The 18,371-nt window shown below is 70.9% G+C and carries 17 protein-coding genes; 10 read left to right on the top strand and 7 right to left on the bottom strand.

Annotated elements, in window-relative coordinates; genetic code table 11:
- Positions 1-68 precede the first annotated feature (68 nt).
- The 3 genes from EV382_RS07140 (at position 69) to EV382_RS07130 (ending at position 3,586) form a co-directional block, all read left to right on the top strand.
- Entirely contained in the window at positions 69-1,085 is a 1,017-nt protein-coding gene (locus EV382_RS07140; RefSeq protein WP_130400801.1) for a carboxypeptidase-like regulatory domain-containing protein, read from the top strand.
- An 83-nt stretch (positions 1,086-1,168) separates the two neighbouring features.
- On the top strand, positions 1,169-1,531 hold the full coding sequence (locus EV382_RS07135; RefSeq protein ID WP_130400800.1) for an SCP2 sterol-binding domain-containing protein: 363 nt from the start codon (positions 1,169-1,171) through the stop codon (positions 1,529-1,531).
- A gap of 3 nt (positions 1,532-1,534) precedes the next feature.
- On the top strand, positions 1,535-3,586 hold the full coding sequence (locus EV382_RS07130; RefSeq protein ID WP_425271871.1) for an amylo-alpha-1,6-glucosidase: 2,052 nt from the start codon (positions 1,535-1,537) through the stop codon (positions 3,584-3,586).
- 3 nt (positions 3,587-3,589) lie between these two features.
- Here EV382_RS07130 and EV382_RS07125 read toward each other — a convergent pair whose 3' ends face one another.
- Positions 3,590-4,531: a helix-turn-helix domain-containing protein gene (locus EV382_RS07125; protein WP_130400799.1), complete on the bottom strand. Its 942-nt coding sequence runs from the start codon at positions 4,529-4,531 to the stop codon at positions 3,590-3,592.
- A 94-nt stretch (positions 4,532-4,625) separates the two neighbouring features.
- Here EV382_RS07125 and EV382_RS07120 point away from each other — a divergent pair, with 94 nt between their 5' ends.
- Entirely contained in the window at positions 4,626-5,639 is a 1,014-nt protein-coding gene (locus tag EV382_RS07120) for a saccharopine dehydrogenase family protein (RefSeq protein ID WP_130400798.1), read from the top strand.
- A gap of 48 nt (positions 5,640-5,687) precedes the next feature.
- On the opposite strand, the gene EV382_RS07115 is transcribed toward EV382_RS07120, so the two are convergent.
- The 4 genes from EV382_RS07115 to EV382_RS07100 all read right to left on the bottom strand — a co-directional run bounded on the left by EV382_RS07115 (position 5,688) and on the right by EV382_RS07100 (position 8,482).
- Entirely contained in the window at positions 5,688-6,194 is a 507-nt protein-coding gene (locus EV382_RS07115; RefSeq protein WP_130400797.1) for a hypothetical protein, read from the bottom strand.
- Positions 6,195-6,263: 69 nt separating this feature from the next.
- Complete coding sequence (locus EV382_RS07110; protein ID WP_130400796.1) at positions 6,264-6,911, bottom strand: hypothetical protein; 648 nt, start codon at positions 6,909-6,911, stop codon at positions 6,264-6,266.
- 134 nt (positions 6,912-7,045) lie between these two features.
- On the bottom strand, positions 7,046-7,645 hold the full coding sequence (locus tag EV382_RS07105) for a TMEM175 family protein (protein WP_244236580.1): 600 nt from the start codon (positions 7,643-7,645) through the stop codon (positions 7,046-7,048).
- A gap of 66 nt (positions 7,646-7,711) precedes the next feature.
- Positions 7,712-8,482 carry an MBL fold metallo-hydrolase gene (locus EV382_RS07100; protein WP_130400795.1) on the bottom strand — a complete coding sequence of 257 codons (771 nt, stop codon included), beginning with the start codon at positions 8,480-8,482 and terminating at the stop codon, positions 7,712-7,714.
- Between the two features lie 187 nt (positions 8,483-8,669).
- Here EV382_RS07100 and EV382_RS07095 point away from each other — a divergent pair, with 187 nt between their 5' ends.
- Together EV382_RS07095 and rph are read left to right on the top strand one after the other, a co-directional pair.
- Positions 8,670-9,380 (top strand): DUF4396 domain-containing protein, encoded by a 711-nt coding sequence (locus tag EV382_RS07095; protein WP_130400794.1) that lies wholly within the window; start codon positions 8,670-8,672, stop codon positions 9,378-9,380.
- 137 nt (positions 9,381-9,517) lie between these two features.
- On the top strand, positions 9,518-12,190 hold the full coding sequence (gene rph / locus EV382_RS07090; protein WP_130400793.1) for a rifamycin-inactivating phosphotransferase: 2,673 nt from the start codon (positions 9,518-9,520) through the stop codon (positions 12,188-12,190).
- Here the strand turns inward: rph and EV382_RS07085 are convergent.
- The gene (locus EV382_RS07085) at positions 12,187-12,615 is read right to left on the bottom strand and encodes a winged helix-turn-helix transcriptional regulator (RefSeq protein ID WP_130400792.1); all 429 of its coding nucleotides are present in this window, start codon (positions 12,613-12,615) and stop codon (positions 12,187-12,189) included. The two genes, rph and EV382_RS07085, sit on opposite strands and share 4 nt — an antisense overlap.
- A gap of 112 nt (positions 12,616-12,727) precedes the next feature.
- On the opposite strand from EV382_RS07085, the gene EV382_RS07080 reads away from it, so the two are divergent.
- The 3 genes from EV382_RS07080 (at position 12,728) to EV382_RS07070 (ending at position 16,927) form a co-directional block, all read left to right on the top strand.
- Positions 12,728-13,447 carry a DsbA family oxidoreductase gene (locus EV382_RS07080; RefSeq protein WP_130400791.1) on the top strand — a complete coding sequence of 240 codons (720 nt, stop codon included), beginning with the start codon at positions 12,728-12,730 and terminating at the stop codon, positions 13,445-13,447.
- 79 nt (positions 13,448-13,526) lie between these two features.
- Complete coding sequence (locus tag EV382_RS07075) at positions 13,527-16,313, top strand: AfsR/SARP family transcriptional regulator (protein ID WP_165435740.1); 2,787 nt, start codon at positions 13,527-13,529, stop codon at positions 16,311-16,313.
- A 248-nt stretch (positions 16,314-16,561) separates the two neighbouring features.
- A complete protein-coding gene (locus tag EV382_RS07070) occupies positions 16,562-16,927 on the top strand; it encodes a hypothetical protein (protein WP_130400789.1) in 366 nt (121 codons plus the stop codon).
- Positions 16,928-17,047: 120 nt separating this feature from the next.
- Here EV382_RS07070 and EV382_RS07065 read toward each other — a convergent pair whose 3' ends face one another.
- Positions 17,048-17,389, bottom strand: a complete 342-nt coding sequence (locus EV382_RS07065; protein WP_208758331.1) for a GlsB/YeaQ/YmgE family stress response membrane protein — start codon at positions 17,387-17,389, stop codon at positions 17,048-17,050.
- Between the two features lie 210 nt (positions 17,390-17,599).
- Here EV382_RS07065 and EV382_RS07060 point away from each other — a divergent pair, with 210 nt between their 5' ends.
- Complete coding sequence (locus EV382_RS07060) at positions 17,600-18,253, top strand: hypothetical protein (protein ID WP_130400788.1); 654 nt, start codon at positions 17,600-17,602, stop codon at positions 18,251-18,253.
- Positions 18,254-18,371 lie beyond the last annotated feature (118 nt).

Genomic DNA, 18,371 nt, shown 5'->3' with positions numbered 1-18,371 from the left:
ACCGATTTGGATCACCTGCCAGCCGTTACCGTCGGCCCAACCCGTCGCGCCGCCGGAAGGACCTCCCCATGAACCGGGCTCTCCTGCGCCATCTGACCGCCACCATCACCGTCGCCCTGCTGGTCGGGCAGGCCGCCGCGCCGGCCGTCGCGCGTACCCGTGGGTCGGTGCCGCCCGCGCCCGGCAGCGTCCGCACCGTGGTGCGCGACGCGGCGACCGGCGCACCCGCGCCCCGGGCCTGCGCCGCGCTCGTCCCGGTGGACGCCGCGGCGTTGGCGGCGGTCACGCTCGGCGAAGACCAACTCGGGCGGTACGGGGGGTGCGCCGACGAGCAGGGTGTCCTGCTGGCCGAAGGCGTCGCCCCGGGGAGGTACCGGCTGCTGGTGCGCCCCTACGACACGACGACGCACGGCTGGCAGTGGGTCGGTCGGCACGGCGGCACCGGCGAACGCGAGCGGGCGCAGGTCGTCCAGGTCCGGGCCGGCGCGGTGACCAGCGCGCCGACCATCCGGCTCGACCCACCCGGCACCGTCGTCGGGGTGGTGACCGACGCGGCGACCGGCGCCCCGGTCCCCCGCGCCCGGGTCATGGTGGTGCCGTACGTGCCGGATCCGAAGTACGACGATCACGGCCCGATGACCGACGAGGACGGCCGCTACACGATCACCGGTCTCGGCCCGTACCACTGGCCGGTGCAGTTCGCCGCGGGCGGGCTCGCGACCGTGTGGTCCGGTGGGGTGGGCGCTCGACAGCAGGCGCGACCGGTGCGGGTGCGCGCCCATCAGACGGCGACGCTGAACCAGGCGCTGCCCGCCGGGACACCGCTCACCGGGGAGGTACGGGTCGACGAGCTGCTCACCTACGCCCAGGTGATCGCGTTCGACGCGGCCACCGGCGACCTGGCCGGTGTGGCGGACGTGGGCAGCGGTTACGCCCTGCGGCTGCTCCCCGGTCAGCGGGTGAAGCTGCGCTGCGACTGCGCGTACACCCCGCCGGTCTGGCACCGCCACGCCGCCGGCTTCACCACGGCGACCCCGGTGCACGTCCGACGGGCCCCGGTCGTGGTGGACTTCAACCTCAACTGACCACCGAGCCTCGTCGACCGGCGTTAACAGTGGCCGGGAGCGGGTAGGCGGCGGGCGCTTCTGCTGGCGGCCGGGGAGGTGGGATGACGGCGACCGAGGCATTCTTTGAGCGGTTGACCGTCGCCGGCCAGGACCCGCGGTTCAGCAAGGTGCGCGGCAGCGTGCGCTTCGACATCCGGGACGGAGACCGGCTGGAGCAGTGGCTCCTGGCCATCGATCATGGCCAGATGCGGGTGACGCGCAGCGCCGAGCCCGCCACCACGGTGATCAGGGTGTCCGCGCGGGTCGCGGACGCGATGGCGCGCGGTGAGGTGAACGGCGTGGCGGCGATCGCCCGTGGCGAGATCATGGTCGACGGTGACCTCGGCCTGGCGTTGCGCATCGGGCGGCTGTTCTCCCGCGAGCCACGGCTGGCCCAGCGCCGTGGCGTGGACAGCGGGACGTAGCCGATGCAGGACATCCAGGGCACCGTGGCCTGTATCGACGGCAACACCTTCATGGTGTCCGACGCCAGTGGTGACGTGGAGTCGTCGCCCGCCACGCCGGTCGGGCTGTTCGCCGCCGACACCCGTTTCCTGTCCCGCTGGATGCTCTTCGTCAACGGCGAGTGCATGACCGCCCTGTCGGTGGACGACAGCCAGTATTACGAGGTCACGTTCTTCGTGGTGCCGGGCGCGGCGGTCGACTACGTGGAGGCCGACGTGTCCGCCATCCGGCGTCGGCGGATCGGCCCGGACCTCACCGAATCGGTGACGATCTTCAATTACGGCGAGCATGACATGGAGTTGGACATCCGGCTGGAGGTGGCCGCCGACTTCGCCGACATCTTCGAGATCAAGTTCGACAGCCACGACAAGGCCGGCGTGTACTACACCGAGGTCGGCCCGGACGAGCTGCGGTTGGGCTACCGGCGCTCCACGTACCGGCGGGAGGTCGTCGTGTCGGCGAGCGAGCCCGCCGAGTTCGACCCGCAGGGCCTGCGGTTCACGGTGCGACTGGGCATCGGCGAGCAGTGGTCGACGCGCTTGCAGGCGGTCATGCGGGCGGTGCGTCCCGACGGTGTGGACCTGCGCTCGGCCCTGCGGGCGCAACGGCCGGACGAGTCCACCCTGCCCGCGAGCGTGCGGGCCTGGGTCGCGGCGGCCCCGACCCTGGACACCGAGAGCGTCGCCCTGCAGCAGGTCTATCACCGCAGTTTGGTGGACCTGGCGGCGCTGCGCTTCGCGCCACTCTCGCTCGGCGGCGCGAGCGTGCCCGCGGCCGGGTTGCCCTGGTTCATGACCCTGTTCGGCCGCGACAGCCTGTTGACCTGTCTGCAGACCCTGCCCGTCACCCCGTCGCTGACCCCACCGACGCTGCGGATTCTCGCCTCGTTGCAGGGCGCCCGGATCGACGACGTGTTGGAGGAGGACCCGGGCCGGATCCTGCACGAGCTGCGGTACGGGGAGTCGGCCGCGTTCGAGGAGCAGCCGCACTCCCCGTACTACGGCACGGTGGACGCCTCCCCGCTGTTCGTGGTGCTGCTCGACGAGTACGAACGGTGGAGCGGCGACACGGCGCTGGTGATCGAGTTGGAGCAGGAGGCCCGCGCGGCCCTGGCCTGGATCGACCAGTACGCGGACCTGACGTCCACCGGCTACGTCTGGTACCAGCGCCGCAACCGCGCCACCGGCCTGGACAACCAGTGCTGGAAGGACTCCTGGGACAGCATCTCCTACGCCGACGGCCGGCTGCCGGGCTTCCCGAGGGCCACCTGCGAAACCCAGGGGTACGCCTACGACGCGAAGATCCGAGGTGCTCGGCTGGCCCGTACCGTGTGGGGTGACCCTGCTTTCGCTGAACGGCTGGAGAGTGAGGCGGCGGCCCTGTACGACCGGTTCAACCGGGACTTCTGGCTGGAGGACCGCGGCTTCTACGCCCTCGCTCTCGACCACGACGGCACTCCCGTGGACAGCCTGTCGTCCAACATCGGGCACCTGTTGTGGAGCGGCATCGTGCCGCCGGAGCGGGCACCCCGGCTGGTCGAGCATCTGATGGGTCCGGCGCTCTTCTCCGGTTGGGGGGTGCGGACGTTCGCCGAGGGGCAGCGCCGGTACAACCCGCTCGGCTACCACAACGGCACGGTCTGGCCGTTCGACAACTCGTTCATCGCCTGGGGTCTGCGCCGTTACGGGTTCGCCAACGAGGCGGCCCGCATCGCCGAGGGCATCCTGTCGGCCGCCACCTACTTCGAGGGTCGGCTACCCGAGGCGTTCGGCGGGTTCGACCGCGACACCACCCGGTTTCCGATCCGCTACCCGACCGCCGGCAGTCCGCAGGCGTGGTCCAGCGGCGCCACCATGCTGCTGATCCGCACCATGCTCGGGATCAACCCGCACGAGGACCACCTGGCTGTGGACCCGGCGCTGCCCACCGCCTTCGGGCGGATCGCGCTGCTGGACATCCCCGGCCGGTGGGGCAAGCGCGACGCGTTCGCCCGCCAACGCCCCGACCAGCGCTAGGGATCACCGGACGGCGCGGAAGGTGCGCCGGTACGCGTCCGGCGGCACGCCGACGGTGCGGTGGAAGTGTCGGCGCAGCGTCGCGGCGGTGCCCATGCCGGCCGCCTCGGCGATGGCGTCGATGCTGTCGTCGGTGTTCTCCAACAGCTCCTGCGCGCGGCGGATCCGCTGGGTCGACAGCCACAGCAGGGGGGTGGTGCCGGTGGCCGACCGGAAGTGGCGGGCCAGGTTGCGGGAGCTCATGTTCGCCTGCCGGGCCAGGTCCTCGACGGTCAGCGGCTGGTCCAGGCGGGCCAGCGCCCAGGGGAACAGTGCGGCGAGCGGGTGGTCGTCGCGGGCGGGCACCGGGGTGGTGACGTACTGCGCCTGTCCGCCGGCGCGGTGCGGTGGCACGACCAGGCGGCGGGCGACGGCGTTGGCGACTGTCGAGCCGTGGTCACGGCGGATCAGGTGCAGGCACAGGTCGATCGCGGCGGCCTTGCCGGCGGAGGCGAGCACGGTGCCGTTGTCGACGTAGAGCACGTCCGGGTCGACCCGTACCCGGGGGTAGCGGGCGGCCAACACCTCGGTGTGGGCCCAGTGCGTGGTGGCCCGCAACCCGTCGAGCACCCCGGCGGCGGCCAGCACGAACGCCCCGGTGCACAGCGAGACCATCCGGGCGCCCGCCCGGTGGGCGGCGCGGACCGCGTCGAGCAGGTCGGGGGATACGTCCGCGTCGATGTCCTCGATCGACGGGACGATCACGGTGTCGGCGCGGGCGAGGCGGTCCAACCCGTCGTCGGGTTCCAGCAGGAATCGGCCGACCCGGGCCGGGCCGGGACCGCAGACCACCAGCTCGTACCAGGGGTCGGCCAGGCCGGAGGGGTCGCGGGCGAAGACCTCGCAGGTCAGGGCCAGCTCGAAGTGCAGCATGCCGTCGGTGGCGGCGATCGCGACAAGGGCCATGTCCGAAACTGTACGGGGGTTGGCGTTCCCGACACTGGTCGGCCGTCGGCCGCCACGGGAGGCTGGTCCCAGTCGATCTTTCGAGGGGGCAGTGATGGGTCAGAACGTCGCGGTTTTCGGGGCGTACGGGCACACCGGGCGGTTCGTGGTGGCGGAGTTGCGCGAGCGCGGTTTCGGTGTGCTGCCGGTGGGCCGTGACCCGCACAAGCTGGACGCCCTGGCACTCCCCTACCGGGTGGCGTCGGTCGACGATCCGGCCTCGCTCGACGCGGCGCTGATCGGCGCGGACGCGGTCATCAACTGCGCCGGCCCGTTCGCGTCGACAGCGGCCGGCGTGATCGAGGCGGCGCTGCGCGCCCGGATCCCGTACGTCGACGTGGCGGCCGAGATCGAGGCCAACGTGGACACGTTCGCGCACTTCACCGAACGTGCCCGCAGCGCCGGTGTCGCGGTGGTCCCGGCGATGGCCTTCTTCGGTGGGCTCGGTGACCTGCTCGCGACGACGGCGATGGGCGACTGGACGACGGCCGACGAGGCGCACGTCGCGTACGGACTGAGCAGCTGGCACCCGACGGCCGGGACGGTCGCCGCCGGCGTCGTCTCCCGCGAGCGTCGTGATGGTCGCCGGGTCCGTTACACCGGCGGCCGGTTGGAGTACCACTGCGCGGGGGACCTGCCGACTGTGGACTGGGACTTCCCCGCGCCGCTGGGCCGCCGCAGCGTTTTCGGCGAGTTCACCATGGCCGACGTCGTCACCATCCCCCGGCACCTGGCCATCCCCGAGGTGAAGACGTACATGACGGTCGACGCCGCCACCGACCTGGCCGCCGCGGCGGCACCGGTCGCGGTCGACGGGCAGGGCCGGTCAGCGCAGACGTTCACGGTCGACGTCGTCGTGCGTCGCGGTGACGAGCGCCGCCGCGTCGTGGCCAGTGGTCGGGACATCTACGCCGTCAGCGCGCCCCTGGCGGTGGAGGCGGTCCGGCGCATCCTCGATGGTGAGACGAGGACGAGCGGCGTCGCCTCGGCCGGCGAGATGTTCGACGCGCCCGATTTCCTGCGTGCGCTGTCGCCGGCCGTCTCCGTCAGCCGTGGCCCCCTCGCCTGAGCGAGGGGGCCACGGCTGTGGTGCACCCGACTCGGGTGCGTCACGAGGTCAGACGATCACGTTGACGCCGGCCGCCTTGCACGCGGTGGTGATGTCCTTGCCAGCCTTCTCGAAGGCCGGGTTGTCGGCGGCGGTCGCCGGGTCCGCCGCGCCAGCGGCCTTGGCCGCCTCGGCACCGAACGTCCGCAGGGCGGTGGCGACCTTGCCGTCACCGGTCGCGGCGGCGGTGGTCACCCGCTTCTCCATCTCGGTCAGGATCTTCTTGAAGTCCTCGGCCGACGGCTCGCCCGCCGTGGCGACCTTCACCAGCTCCGCCTTCATCTCGTCGCTGGCCTTCTTCACCGCCTCGCAGAGCTCCTTGTCGCTCGCGGCACCCGCCGCGGGTGACGAGGAGGGCGTGGCGGCGGCGGAGGTGACCACCGCGGACGGGGCCGCGGACGTGGGAGCGGGCGTGGCGGACCCGGCGGTCGTGGCCTTGTCGCTGTCGCCACAGGCGGCGAGGGTCGTCGAAACGGCAAGGATCAGGATGGCGGAAGCAAGACGGGAAGATTTCACGGACGCGGACGATAGCCGAACTCCACACGATGATCAATTTGGTTTGGTGACTCGCCCACGGGCGACGCGTCACCCGATCCTGGGCCACATCGACGGCGGCGCCGGCCGGTCGTCGACCGACACCGACCAGCGTCGACGCTCGCGCCATGGCGGACGGGTACGGCGGTAGTAGGACCAACCGGCCAGCGGCAACGCGATCGTCCAGGCCAGCAGCAGCGGGAGGCCGATCAGGACACCGGTTCGGGTGAAGATGTCCTCCGTGCCGGGCTCCGCGAGGTCCGCCGCGAACTGCCAGGGCAGGGTCGCCGAGTAGCCGATCATCAGGGTGGAGCCCAGCACCGTCGGCGTCAGCGGCAGCCATGGCGGCACCCGACGTCCGCGCAGCCACGGCACCCACCGGGGGAAGATCACGCCCCATTGCTGAATGAGCCCCAGCGCCAGGACGCCGCCGAGCCCGGCGAGCACGCACAGCACGCCCAGGTAGAACGCGCCGGCCGGTAGGCCCAGGAAACCGTTGACCGGGTGGTCCCCCACCCCGGGCCCGCGACCGTGGTACCACTCGCGGAACGGACCGGGATTGGCGAACAGCGGGATGCCGAGGATCCACGGCACGTGCAGCGGGATGAACCCCAGCACGGGGGCGATCCACGCCACGTGACCGGCCCACCGCGCCCAGGACGGCGGTGGCGGCGGTGCGGCAGCAACTGTGGTGGACATGGCGGCTCCGTCTCGGTGGGGGTTGGCGCGTACCACCTCACCGTGGTTGAACGACGAGACGGGCGTATCGCCACCGGGAGGGAACCGCCTCCCCCGGTGCGGGGATCACGCCTTCTCGTCACCCGGTCCGGTCCCTAGTTGTCGGCCGGCGGGCGGTCGTCCTCGCCGTACTCGCCACGAATGGGCAGGTAGTAGGCGGGCAGGAAGGCCGCGATGATGACGACGCCGGCGATCGGCACGAACGCGCCGACGAGAACGCCGGAGCCGATCCAGACCAGTGCGAGCGCGAATCGGCGGCCGATGGCCCGAACGCCGAACGGGCCGAGGTCGGGGTCCAGCAGTTCGGTGCGGCGCAGGTGGGCCCAAATGATGTTGAAGAGGGCCGCAGCGGTCCACAGTGTGCCGCCGTAGACGACGACCGACGGGCGTAGCCCCTGCTTAGCGCGCAGCGCCTCGGCGAGCAGTGACGTGGAGAACGGCAGGAACGCGATGACCATCAGGAGGAGCGTGTTGAGGACCAGGACCCCTCGGTCGACGTGCCGGACGCGGTCGAACATGACGTGGTGATTGACCCACACCTGCCCGATGAGCAGGAAGCTGAGCATGTAGGCCAGGTACGAGGGCCACAGCGCACCGAGCCCTCGCAGGAGGTGCCCGAAGTCGTGGGGCGGTTGGATCTCCAGCACGAGAAGCGTCACGGCGATCGCGAAGACACCGTCGCTGAAAGCCGTCAACCGACCCGCACCGCGCGTCAACCGTGGGGTTTCCCTGCTGGGAGGCACCCAGCGAATTATGCTATGTCAGCTTTTGTCATGGGCGGAGTTGGCGGCCGTCCTCCGCAGGTAGGCCTCGGCCAGTTGGCGAAGGCGCGCCCTGTCGAAGCTGCGCCCGTGGCCGGGATGGACAACGGAGACGTCGAGGTCGACGAGGAACGCCATGCTGCGCCGGTAGGCGGCCACGTCGGAGTTCGGCAGATCGTCGATCAGGGCGCCCTCGTAGATGATGTCGCCGGAGTACAGCGTCCCGGTGCGCTCCTCCAGCAGGGCGATGCTCCCCGGTGTGTGGCCGGGGAGGTGCAGCACGGTCAGCACCCGTCCGCCCAGGTCGATCCGGTCGCCGTCGTCGAGCAGGCGGCTCAGGCCCATGGGTTCGATGCGGTAGCCAGCCGGGTCGTAGCCGGGATCGGGCAGCGCGTCGATCATGAGCTCGGGAACGGCTTCGCCGCCCGCGTCGATGCCCAGCTTGTCGTAGAGCTCCGGGCCGTACAGGCTCGCCGGCACACCTGCCGCCAGGAGCCCCGCCTCGGCCGGGTGGGCGGCCCGGTCACCGAACTCGGGCGCCCCACCGACATGATCGAGGTGCGCGTGGGTGAGCACGACCAGCGGGTCCCGCTCGAACATGCCCGGAATCGCGTGCCGCAGGGCAACGACACCGAGACCGGCGTCGATCACGATGTCCCGGTCGGTGCCCCGCAGCCACCAGAAGTTCGCCGAGAGCAGCTCGTTGACGTGCGGTTCCGTGACCCGGATGACGTCGCGGTCCACGTCGGCCCGCGTATACCAGTCGACCATGTCCGAGAGTGTGCCAGCGCGGCGACGCCCCTCGACCCCTCGTGGTGCGGCGGCCGGCCGGAGCGCCGATCTGCCGGTGCGTTCGAGTACGGCGTGAAAGACTGTGGGCGCCCTCGGCCGTCGACACCAGTCCGCGAGCCCCCTCCACGTTCGGCCGTGACAAGCACCGCGCGTGGAAGGGACAGGGATGCACCCCACCTGGCTCCTGGCGCTCTCCTGGGCCTCACTCGCGGCCGGCGTCGTCAGCTTCACGATCGTCCTCGCCGACACCTATCTGCGCGGGCACCGTCAACCGGCCAAGGTCATGGAGATCGTCTGGCTGGTGACCGTCCTCTACGTCGGTCCGGCAGCCGTCCGTCTCTACTGGCGCTGGGGAAGACCCGAGGCGCTCTCGCGACGGCGGCCGGAGGGTCAGCCTCGACGACCCCGCCGGGGCCACATCGTCACCCAGCTGTGCCGTTGTGGCGCGCACTGCGCCCTCGGTTTCATCGTCGCCGAGGTCGCCCTGTACGTCGTCGGCTTCGACGCGGCCCACCACGCGCTCTGGGTCGCTTACGTCGGCGACTATCTGATGGCGGTGGCGATCGCCGTGCTCTTTCGGGTCTTCGACGAGCCTCGTCGCGGCGTCGCACAGATCGGGCCGGCACTGGCGACCGTCGTCAAGATCGAACTGCTGACCATCACCGTGTTCGAGGTGGTGCTGTTCGGGTGGCTGACGCTCGCGCACCACATGGTCTTTCCGGAGCCACCCCTGCGGCCCGACAGCACCACGTTCTGGTTTGCCGGCCAGATCGGGCTTATCGCCGGCTTCGTCGCGGCCGTGCCTGTCGCCGCCTGGCAGATCGGCCGAGGACTGAGAGCCCGAGAGGCGGGCGGCGCTGATGTCGCCGGCGGATGAACGGGGAGATCCACTCCCTGCCACTTCCAACGTATATCGCACCCGGGGGCTTGCCGCAAGACCCGGGTCCGGGCGCAGAATCAGCGGCCGGACCAGCGCAAACGAGGCAACGGGGGCGAGACGTGAGTGTGTTGTCGATGAACGAGGGCCACAGCGACCGGGCGTTGTTGTGCGATCTTCGAGATGTCGACGGGTCGCAGGTGCCAAACGTCGGCGGCAAGGCCGCGCACCTGGGCGACCTCACCCGAATCGACGGGGTCCGGGTGCCGCCCGGGTTCTGCCTGACGACCGCCGCCTTCCGGCGGGTCATGGCGCGGGTGCCGTCGATCGACGATCGGCTCGACCAACTGTCGCGACTGAGCCGGGATGACCGGGAGGCGATCAGCACGCTCAGCGCGCAGATCCGCCGGAGCATCGAGGAGACCGCGATCCCGGGTGACCTGACAGCCGCGATCACCGGAGCGCTCGCCCGCTTCGGGGAGCAGGCCGCCTACGCCGTGCGGTCCAGCGCGACGGCTGAGGACACGCCCACAGCCTCCTTCGCGGGCCAGCAGGACACCTACCTGAACGTGGTGGGGTCGGAGGCGATCCTGCGGCACGTCAGCCTCTGCTGGGCGTCGCTGTTCACCGAACGGGCCGTCAGCTACCGCCTGCGCAACGGGATCGACCACCGTGCCGTCCAGATGGCTGTCGTCGTACAGACAATGGTTGTTTCGGAGGCCGCCGGCATCCTGTTCACGGCCGACCCGGTCACGGGCAACCGGAAGGTCTCGACCGTGGACGCCAGCTTCGGCCTCGGCGAGGCTCTGGTCTCCGGCCTGGTGAACCCGGACGTCTTCACCGTGCGCGACGGGGAGGACGGGGAGGTCGTCGCCGGGGCGGTCGCCGCCAAGCAGCTTGCCGTCACCGCCCTGCCGGGTGGCGGCACCCGGGAGGTGACGATCGACCCGCAGCGGCAGGAGCAGCCGGCGCTGACGCAGGCGCAGGTGGTGCGGCTGGTCCGGCTGGGTCGACGGATCGAGGCGCACTTCGGCCGCCCGCAGGACATCGAATGGTGCCTGGTCGACGACGACTTCCACATTGTGCAGAGCCGCCCGATCACCACGCTCTTCCCCATTCCCGCCGCGGCTGACCAGGAGAACCACGTCTACCTGTCGGTCGGTCACCAGCAGATGATGACCGACGCCATGAGGCCACTGGGGCTGTCGATCTGGACGTTGACGGCCATCGCCTCGATGCGGGAGGCCGGCGGGAGGTTGTTCGTCGACGCCACCCGGCTACTGGCCGCACCCGCGAGCCGCGCCAGCTTCCTGGAGATGGCGGGCCGGACGGATCCGCTGACGAAGGACGCGCTGGAGAGCCTCCTCGACCGCGAGGGCTTCATCCCGACGCCGCCAGACGGCGGCGGTCCCGGCACGCCGGCAACCCGCGGTCCCGGCACGCCGACAACCGGCGGTACGGGCACGCCACTGGCCGGCGGTGCGCCGGCTCCGATCGAGAACGACCCGGCCATCGTGGCCGAGTTGATCGCGCGCAGCGAGGCGTCCATCGCCGCTCTGCGGCGCGACATCGCGACGGTGACCGGCCCGGCGTTGTTCGACTTCCTGCTGGCGGCCTTCGAGGAGCACAAGCGGGCCATCAGTGACCCGCTGAGCATGCAGGCGATCATGGCTGGCATGGAGGCCACCTGGTGGCTCAACGACCGGCTGCACGAGTGGCTGGGCGAACGCAACGCCGCGGACACCCTCACCCTCTCCGCCCCCGGCAACATCACGGCGGAGATGGGGCTGGCACTACTCGACGTCGCCGACGTGATCCGCCCGTATCCGGAGGTGGTGGCGTTCCTGGAGGGCGTCGAGGACGACGGCTTCCTCGACGAACTGCCGAAGGTCGCCGGCGGGGCTGAGGCGCACGCCGCCATCGAGGGGTACCTCGACCGGTACGGCATGCGGTGCGTCGGCGAAATCGACATCACCAGGCCACGGTGGAGCGAACGCCCCAGCACCCTCGTACCCGTGATCCTCGACAACGTCCGGCTCTTCGAGCCGGGCGCGGCCCGGCGACGCTTCGCGCAGGGACGGCAGCAGGCGCAGCAGAAGGCGCAGGAGGTGCTGTCGCGCCTGCGGGCCCTGCCCGACGGGCAGCGCAAGGCCGAGGAGACCGAGCGGATGATCGACCGGGTACGGACCTTCGTCGGCTATCGGGAGTACCCGAAGTACGGCATCGTCAGCCGCTACTTCATCTACAAGCAGGCCCTGCTGGCAGAGGCCGACCGCCTGGTGCGTGCCGGCGTGCTCGCCGAGACCGACGACGTCTTCTACCTGACGTTCGAGGAGTTCCACGAGGTGGCGCGCTCGCACCAGGTGGACCACGAGCTGATCCGGCAGCGCAGGGACGCGTTCCGCTGGCACCAGGCGCTCACGCCACCCCGGGTGCTGACCTCGGACGGGGAGGCCATCACCGGGGCGTACCGGCGCGACGACGTGCCGGTCGGCGCGCTGGTCGGTGTGCCGGTGTCCGCCGGAACTGTCGACGGACGCGCCCGCGTCATCCTGGACATCGCACAGGCCGATCTCGAAGCCGGTGACATCCTCGTCACCGCCCACACCGACCCCAGCTGGACGCCCCTGTTCGTCGGCATCGCCGGCCTGGTGACGGAGGTCGGCGGGGCGATGACGCACGGCGCGGTGATCGCCCGGGAGTACGGCCTGCCGGCGGTCGTCAGCGTGCTCGACGCCACCCGGCTGATTCAGGATGGGCAGCGGATCCGCGTGCACGGCAGCGACGGGTACGTCGAGATCCTGTCCTAGGTGGTGGCGTTGTCGTATTCCGTCTGGTGGCGGCGGATCTCGGCGTGGTGGTCGGCGGACCAGGCCGCCAGGGCCAGCACGGTGGAGAGCAGTGACCTGCCCAGGTCGGTGAGGGCGTATTCGACGCGGGGCGGCACCTCGGGGTACGAGGTCCGGGTGACGAGGCCGGTGCGCTGGAGGTGCTTCAAGGTCAGCGTGAGCATGCGCTGCGAGATGCCGGGGATGGCGTCGCGCAGGTTCGAGTAGCGGACCGGGCCGTCGGCGAGCGTGCCGATGATCAGCACGCTCCACTTGTCGCCGACGAGGTCCAGGACCTCGCGGATGAAGTCGGCGTCCTCGTCGTTCCAGTGCGCGCAGGGCCCCGGAGCGGCCCGGACGTTCGCCCGGACGTTGGTGCGCCTGCGTCGAAGGTCCTCGGAACCCATTCCGCCACCTCTCCCAGCCTCTTGGTACGCACATGAATGTACCTTTTGTGGCCCTCCAATTCTCATGCATGATGGCACTACGAACAAGGAGTGAGAATTGAGGAGGCACATCATGAAGATCGAGTTCTGGTCCGACATCGTCTGCCCGTACTGCGGGCTGATGGACCACCGACTCCACCAGGCCCTGGACCGGCTCCCGTACGGCGATCAGGTGCGGGTGATCCACCGGTCGTTCCAGCTGCACCCCGACCTGCCCCGCACGGGTGTCAGCCAACGGGAGCTGATCACGATGGCCGGGGCGCCCGCGACGACCGTCGAGCGGGTCCTGCGGCCCATCGAGCGGGCCGCCGAGGCGGAGGGCCTGACGCCGTACCACGCGGTGGACCGCACGCTCGGGCCGACAGATTTTGCCCACGAACTGCTCGCCTACGCGACCGACCAGGGTCGTGGCAACGAGGTCTGGACGGCGATGTTCCGCGCGCACTTCGGACAGGCCCGCAAGCTGTGGACCGCCGAGGATGTGCTCGATTTCGCCGCCGAAATGGGCCTGGACCGCGCCGGTTCCACCGAGGCCCTGCGAAGCCGCCGCTACCGGGCCCGGGTGGCGGCCGACCAGCGTGAGGCGCAGCGCCTCGGAGCACGGGGCGCGCCGTTCCTGGTGTTCGACGGCCGCTTCGCCGTGCCCGGGGCGATCGGCCTCGACGACCTGATCGCGGTCATCGACAAGGCGTGGGCCGAGAGCCACCCGACGCCACAGCCGCTCCCGATCGTCGGTGCCGCCGAGGGCGTGTGCAGCCCGGACGGGTGCGCGGTGCCCGACCGCACCACGTGAGCTCAGGTCTACCCTCCGGATGAAGCCGCCGTGCCACGATCGGCGGCGTCCTCCACCGGTCACGGCCAAAGAGGGAATCATGCGGTTCGAAGTCCTGGGGCCACTGCGAGCCGTCGACAGCTCCGGATCGGTGGTGCCCGTCGGCAGGCATCAGCACGAGGTCGTCCTCGCCTGCCTCCTGGCCGCCGGCGGGCAGACGGTCGCCGACAGCACGCTGATGGAGGCCCTGTGGGGTCGCGACCCGAGCGACAGCAAGCAGGTGGCACTGCGGGTCCTCGTCCACCACCTGCGCCGCACCCTGGGCACCGGATCGATCATTCGCGCGACCGGCGGCTACCGGATCAGCCTGGCCGGCCACCAGGTTGACGCCGACGAGTTCGTCGCGCTGGTCGACGCGGCCGCCCGCGACGAGGCGCAGGGCCGGCTCGCCGAGGCCCAGGGCCGCTACCGGGTGGCGCTGCGACTGTGGCGGGGTACGGACGCCTACCAGGGCACCGCCGACACCGATCAGGTGCGGGCGGTCTCCCACCACCTGGGCGAGCAGCGTCTGACCGCGTACGAGAGCTGCGTCGACATCGAACTCAGCCTTGGCCGGCACCGGGAACTGTGCGCCGAACTGGCGGCCGTGGCCACGGAGAACGCGCTGCGCGAGCGCCTCCAGGCGCAACTGATGCTGGCGCTCGTGCGCAGTGACCGTCGGGCGGAGGCGTTGCTCGTCTACGAGCGGACCAGGCGCATCCTCGCCGACGAGCTTGGGGCGGACCCGGGCACCCGCCTCCAGCAGCTGCACACCGCAATCCTGCGCGGCCCCGCCCCCGCGGTCGCACCCTCCGCCCCTTCCACCGTGGCGCGGCCGGCGCAGTTGCCCGCGCCACCCAGCGATTTCGTCGGGCGCGACGACGAGCTCGCGGCCCTCGACGCCCTGCTCGCGCTATCCGGACCCGGTCAACGTCCCAGTGGCGCGGTGGTCGTGACCGGGTCCGGTGGCATGGGCAAGACAGCCCTGGTCACGCACTGGGCGGACCAGCACCGACAGCGTTTCCCCGACGGGCAGCTCTATCTGGATCTCGACGATGACGTCCCGGCGACGGTGGCGCTGGCCAGGGCCCTGATCGATCTCGGCGTCGCCGCCGACGACGTGCCACAGCAGGCCGAGACACGCGCCGCGCAGCTGCGATCGCTGCTGTCGCGCAGCGCGGTGCTGGTGGTCCTGGACAACGTGAGCAGCGCCCAGCAGGCCCGTCCGTTCTTCCCTGGCACCGGCGACAGCCGCCTGGTGATCATCAGCCGGAATCGGTTGGACGGGCTCATCGCCCGCGAGGGCGCTCACCTGCTCGTCCTCAACCCGCTCCCCGTCGACTCGGCCACCCGTCTGCTCGGCGCGATCGCCGGGATGCCCGGCGGCGCGGACGACGACATTCGTACCCTCGTGACGTTGTGCCACGGGATGCCGTTGGCGATTCGGATCGTGGGCGCCCACCTGCGGCTGGGGGCCCGACCGGGCACCCTCGTCGTCGCCCTGCACGACGAGCGCACCCGCCTGGCCCGGCTCAGCACCACCGACGGCGATGTGAGCGTGCGCGCGGTGATCGCGGTGTCGTACCGGCGGCTGGCCGCGCCGGCACGTCGGCTGTTGCGCCGTCTCGGCCTGTCGGATGCCCACACGATCCCGCCCGGCGCCGCTGCCGCACTGGCCGGCATCGGCGCCGGCACCGTCCTGACGGACCTGGTCGACCGGCTCGCCGAGGTCAATGTTGTCACGATCGAGCCGGACAGCCGGATCAGCCTCCACCAGCTGACCCACCTGTTCGCCCACGAGCAGGGCCAGCTCGAAGACACCTCGGCCGACCGGCGGGCCGCCGAACGCCACCTGCTCCGCTGGTACGGGCACGTGGCCCGCCACGCGCAGCAGCGCATCAGGCCGACGGCCGACAGCGCCGACGTCCCGGACCCGGAGCATCTCTTCCTGCCTGACCTGCCCGGCACGCTCGCGGCGGTGGAGTGGGTCGACACCGAGGCGGACACGATCATCAGGTTGATCGCCCAGCACGGCGGGACCCACAGTGATCTCGTCTGGCCTCTTGCCGTCAACATCCGTGGCTGGTTGCAACGCCGCGCACCCCGCGACATCTGGATCGGCGTGGCCGAGCACGGCATCCGGGCCGCCGCCCTGGCCGGCAGCAGGACCGGCGAGGCCACCCTGCACGGGAGCCTGGGCGTGGCACACAGCCTGCTGCTGCAACGGGCCGAGGCCCGCGCGGCGTTCCAGCGCGCCAGCGCGCTCTTCGCCCAGGGCGGCGACCACGCCGGCAGGGCCGACGTGGAGGCGAGCCTGGGCGCGATGCTCGCCGACAGCGGGGCGCTTGACGAGGCGCTCCCACCACTGCTGCGGGCACGACACCTAGCGACCCAACTGGACGACCCCGACCTCACCTTCAAGGTCGAACTCAACCTCGGCTACCTGCATCGGCGGGCCGACCGTCACCAGGAGGCCCGGGACGCCTACACGGCGGCGTTGTCGGCCGCCCAACGGTCCAGCAACCGGGACTGGTTGTCGGCGAGCGTGCACACCAATCTCGGCCGGCTGCATCTCCTTCAGGGCGACCTCGATCAGGCCGGGCAGCACTACGACGAAGCGGTCCGGCTCGCGCGGAACACGGGTGACCGGATGCGGGAAGCCTGGGCGCTGCACGGATGCTCCGACGTCTTCGCGGCCCGACGGAACCTGCCGGCCGCCGTCGCGGCCCTGCACGAGGCGGTCACGATCCTCGAAACCCTGGGCGATCGTCGACTCCCCGAGATGCGTGCCCGGCTGTCCGAGCTGCTCTCGGACAGCCCCGCCGGGCAGCCGCTGCCGCAGACGTAGCCCACCCGTCGTCTCGACGGTGCTCGGCACTCCGCGTGGTGGCCCTCGATCCGCCAACCGCACGGTGGCGTCTCCACCTCGCCGCCAACATCGAGCCAACACGCCGTTGGGAGACTGCGCCCTGTTAGTCAGCCAGCGTCCGTACGAAACAGACGGGGGTTACCGGCGCGGTCGCACCGGTAACGGCGTAGGGCTCTGGTCGTGCTACCTACCGCCCGATTCGTGCGCGAAGTGGAAGGGATCCTGTCTTGTCTCTGTCGAAGAAGGTCGTCGGGGTGGGCGCGGCCCTGAGCACGGCCGCGGCGCTCGCCGTGGCTACCCCGGCCAGCGCGGCCTCCAACTACATCTACAACGCCACCAACCTCGGCCTGGGGGTCATCCACGTCCAGGACGGCAACTACACGCACGGCAACTACGACGTGATCCTCCCTGCGGGCCGCAAGACGACCGATTTCTGGCCGACCGCCGCCGGCTACTACATCGGCCCCGGCTACTGCGGGTACGAGTGGACCCTCACCGGCGGCAGCTGGCTCCTGACCAACGACAACGTGGCTCCCGGGAAGCACTTCATCCCCACCACCCGGACGATCCAGGTGCGCGTGGAGCGCTGCTGACCCCGGGCCCCGCCGCGTTCGCCGCGAAGATTCACTCGGGTTTCAGGAAGTTGGGGTGTCCCCGGCACCGGGACACCCCGACTTCCGTAAAGGCGAGTGGATCACGCGCGGCGGGGCCGTTCAGCCCTTGGCCTGGCTGCGACGGGGCCTCCGACGGGGCTTGTCGTGGCCGCCGGCAAGCCGGGTGAAGGTGAGCATGTTCGCCAGCGCCACGGCGATGATCGCGACGCCGACCTGGATCGCGAGCACGACCCAGTCCCAGCGCAGCACCCATACCCGTACGCCGGCTCCGTCGTCGATGTTGAGCGCCCTGGCGACCACTGTGCCCAGCACCGCCGAGCCGACGCCGATGACGAACGTGGCGAAGAAGCCGATCCGTTGCCTCCCCGGCAGGATGAGTCGGCCGAGCAGGCCGACGAGCGCGCCGATGAGCACCGCGCCGAGATAACCAGTTACCAGCATTGCCGTCTCCCCTCCAGCAGTGCCCAGATACATGCCCGAACCTCACGTTCCCGGAAACCCCGCCAGGGTCGCGGTCCGGTTCAGGGCTTGCGGGCTGCTGGTCGCTCGCGCGGAGCCAGCGCGCACAGCACGCCAGTGATCACCGCAGCGGGCATGTCACCCTGTTCCACTACGGTGGCGGAGCTTTCCCACCCGAACGTAAGGACGCAGATGGCCCACCCCTACACGCCCGGACCGAAGCAGTTCGTCTTCAGCGTCGGTGATGGCAACGACCAACACGTCTCGGTGGGCGACCCGCAGGAGGCGTACGAGGCGTTCTCCGCGTTTTTCCGGGGCCGAGAAGCTGACACCTACACCATCAGGGACGAGCCGGCGCGGCAGAGTGTGGTGCTCCTCCCCCACCTGGGGGTGATCTCCCGGATCACGGACGCGGACCACCCCCGGTCGGAACACCTCCAGGTCGACAGGCCCAACCGCTACCTGCCGAGCGCGATGCTGTTCTTCGAGAAGGGCTACGCCGGCCTCGACCACTTCGGCCAGTGGTTCTCGGACCTCGCCGACCTCGACGCGTCACCGGAGACCCGCGGTGCCGCCCGCGCCGCCGCGATCACGACGGAAGCAGCGGCGATCACCGAGGTGGGCCGGATCTGGGCCGATTCGGGCTACGTCGACCCGAGCGACACCTACTACATCTTCTTCGACTCGCATGATGTCGACGACGACCGCGCCGAGCGAGCCGCACTGCTCCAGTTGATCGCGTTCCTCGGTCTCGAACGAGTCGACGCCCCGGCCGAGGCCGCCGGGGGCGAAGTCTGGGTACGCACCGACCCACGCCTGGTGGTCGAATGTGCACGGTGGGCGTGAGCAGGTGACAGACACCGTCTCCGCGCGCAGCGGCCGGTCCCGGTCGGGTGATCATGAGGTTGACGGGCGCTTTGATCTCCATCCCACCCGCCAACCTCATGATCACCGGGGCGGGAGG

The sequence above is a fragment of the Micromonospora violae genome (genome assembly GCF_004217135.1).
Classification (GTDB): domain Bacteria; phylum Actinomycetota; class Actinomycetes; order Mycobacteriales; family Micromonosporaceae; genus Micromonospora; species Micromonospora violae.
The sequence above is the reverse complement of the archived record's forward strand: the minus strand, read 5'-3'. Positions and strand labels throughout refer to the sequence as shown.

Bases quoted from the DNA above. Each gene is read 5' to 3' on its own strand.
- EV382_RS07140 (WP_130400801.1), top strand. From the start codon at position 69: ATGAACCGGGCTCTCCTGCGCCATCTGACCGCCACCATCACCGTCGCC.
- EV382_RS07135 (WP_130400800.1), top strand. From the start codon at position 1,169: ATGACGGCGACCGAGGCATTCTTTGAGCGGTTGACCGTCGCCGGCCAG.
- EV382_RS07130 (WP_425271871.1), top strand. From the start codon at position 1,535: ATGCAGGACATCCAGGGCACCGTGGCCTGTATCGACGGCAACACCTTC.
- EV382_RS07125 (WP_130400799.1), bottom strand. From the start codon at position 4,531: ATGGCCCTTGTCGCGATCGCCGCCACCGACGGCATGCTGCACTTCGAG.
- EV382_RS07120 (WP_130400798.1), top strand. From the start codon at position 4,626: ATGGGTCAGAACGTCGCGGTTTTCGGGGCGTACGGGCACACCGGGCGG.
- EV382_RS07110 (WP_130400796.1), bottom strand. From the start codon at position 6,911: ATGTCCACCACAGTTGCTGCCGCACCGCCGCCACCGCCGTCCTGGGCG.
- EV382_RS07100 (WP_130400795.1), bottom strand. From the start codon at position 8,482: ATGGTCGACTGGTATACGCGGGCCGACGTGGACCGCGACGTCATCCGG.
- EV382_RS07095 (WP_130400794.1), top strand. From the start codon at position 8,670: ATGCACCCCACCTGGCTCCTGGCGCTCTCCTGGGCCTCACTCGCGGCC.
- rph (WP_130400793.1), top strand. From the start codon at position 9,518: ATGAACGAGGGCCACAGCGACCGGGCGTTGTTGTGCGATCTTCGAGAT.
- EV382_RS07085 (WP_130400792.1), bottom strand. From the start codon at position 12,615: ATGGGTTCCGAGGACCTTCGACGCAGGCGCACCAACGTCCGGGCGAAC.
- EV382_RS07080 (WP_130400791.1), top strand. From the start codon at position 12,728: ATGAAGATCGAGTTCTGGTCCGACATCGTCTGCCCGTACTGCGGGCTG.
- EV382_RS07075 (WP_165435740.1), top strand. From the start codon at position 13,527: ATGCGGTTCGAAGTCCTGGGGCCACTGCGAGCCGTCGACAGCTCCGGA.
- EV382_RS07065 (WP_208758331.1), bottom strand. From the start codon at position 17,389: ATGCTGGTAACTGGTTATCTCGGCGCGGTGCTCATCGGCGCGCTCGTC.
- EV382_RS07060 (WP_130400788.1), top strand. From the start codon at position 17,600: ATGGCCCACCCCTACACGCCCGGACCGAAGCAGTTCGTCTTCAGCGTC.